The organism is Bowmanella yangjiangensis, assembly GCF_017255015.1.
GTDB lineage: Bacteria > Pseudomonadota > Gammaproteobacteria > Enterobacterales > Alteromonadaceae > Bowmanella > Bowmanella yangjiangensis.
In genome coordinates this window covers 1-1,680 of sequence record NZ_JAFKCS010000173.1, presented here as the reverse complement: position 1 = coordinate 1,680, position 1,680 = coordinate 1, and the positions used below count along the sequence as shown (strand labels likewise).

At 49.2% G+C, this 1,680-nt stretch carries 1 protein-coding gene and 2 pseudogenes; all 3 read right to left on the bottom strand.

What is annotated here, in order from left to right:
* Window positions 1-427: pseudogene (locus J0A65_RS23045) on the bottom strand (F0F1 ATP synthase subunit beta); the annotation flags it as partial.
* Between the two features lie 29 nt (window positions 428-456).
* Window positions 457-1,317, bottom strand: a complete 861-nt coding sequence (gene atpG / locus J0A65_RS23040) for a F0F1 ATP synthase subunit gamma (protein ID WP_206596633.1) — start codon at window positions 1,315-1,317, stop codon at window positions 457-459.
* A gap of 50 nt (window positions 1,318-1,367) precedes the next feature.
* A pseudogene (locus tag J0A65_RS23035) lies at window positions 1,368-1,680 on the bottom strand (F0F1 ATP synthase subunit alpha); the annotation flags it as partial.

The window sequence follows — 1,680 nt, the reverse complement described above, 5'->3', positions numbered from 1 at the left end:
TGGCGAATGGGCATACCAAGTCGATTACCTTGATGCCTGTTTCCAGCAATTCTACAGAGCTGGACTGATCTTCATAGCTTGGCGCTTCACGGTGAATAGACATACGTTCTTCTTCACCAATGGGACCCGCTTCATCAATAGGGTTACCCAGCACATCCATAATCCGTCCCAGGGTAGCTTTACCTACTGGAACCATGATAGGTGCACCGGTATTTTCCACTTCAAGACCACGACGCAAACCGTCGGTGGTGCCCAAAGCGATTGTACGGACTACGCCACCACCCAGTTGCTGCTGAACTTCCAGCGTCAACCCATTCAAGTCACCAGAGGTAACTTTCAGTGCATCGTAAACCTTTGGAACCGCGGACTGTGGAAATTCAATATCCACAACGGCACCGATTATCTGGACGACCTTACCTAGACTCATAATTTGTCCTCTTAATTTTAAACCTTTGCCTACACAGCCGCGGCGCCGCTGACGATTTCGCTGATTTCCTGCGTAATCGCTGCCTGACGGGCCTTGTTGTAGATCAGTTGTAGTTCATCTATCAGGTTGCCCGCATTATCTGTAGCGGCTTTCATTGCAACCATTCTTGCCGCCTGTTCAGAGGCGGCGTTTTCAACTACACCCTGATATACCTGAGATTCCACATAACGAACCAACAGCATATCCAAAATGGGTTTTGGATCCGGCTCGTACAGGTAATCCCAACGGTGCTTGTATGCTTTGTCGTCAGACTTGGGCAAAGGTAGCAATTGACTGATCTTGGGGGTCTGAGTCATGGTATTCACAAAGTTGTTATATACCAGATACAGACGATCGATCTCGCCATTGTCAAAGGCGCTCAGCATGACTCTAACCAAGCCAATCACGTCTTTAACACTAGGCGCATCACCGATTCCCGATTCCGCTGCCAATACCTTACCGCCAAAACGGTTGAAAAAGCTGCAGGCTTTTGAACCCAGCGCAGCAAAGTGCACTTGTGCACCTTTTTGCTGCCAGGCTTTGGCATCTTTCACTACCGCCTTGAATTCGTTGGTGTTCAAACCACCACACAAACCGCGGTCGGTAGAGATAACGATGTAACCTACGGCCTTGATATCACGCTCTTCCAAATAAGGGTGACGGTACTCAAGGTTGGCGTTGGCAAGGTGACCAATCACGCTTCGCATGTTGTCAGCGTATGGACGGCTGGAAGCCATACGGTCTTGCGCCTTCTTCATCTTGGAGGCGGCAACCATTTCCATAGCGCTGGTGATCTTCTGAGTATTCTTAATACTCCCGATCTTACCTTTTATCTCTTTACCACCGGCCATGACACTCTCCCGATTACTCAACGATGGATGCGCCTAAGCGCATCCAGTTATTACCAAGTCTGCGTTTCCTTGAATTTGCCCAAGGCTTCTTTCAAGGTTGCTTCGATCTCGTCGTTGTAGTTACCCGTGCTATTGATAGTGTTCATGAGCTCGGCGTATTCGCTGTCCATGTAAGCATGCAAAGCAGATTCAAAGTCCAGGACCTTTTTCAGCTCAACATCTTTCAGGAAGCCTTTTTCAACGGCAAACAGAGATACAGCCATTCTTGCTACATTCAGCGGGCTGTATTGCTTCTGCTTCATCAGCTCGGTTACACGCTCACCGTGCTCCAACTGGGCGCGCGTAGCGTCGTCCAGGTCAGAA

Coding starts and splice junctions, on each gene's coding strand:
- atpG (WP_206596633.1), bottom strand. CDS start 1,317: ATGGCCGGTGGTAAAGAGATAAAAGGTAAGATCGGGAGTATTAAGAAT.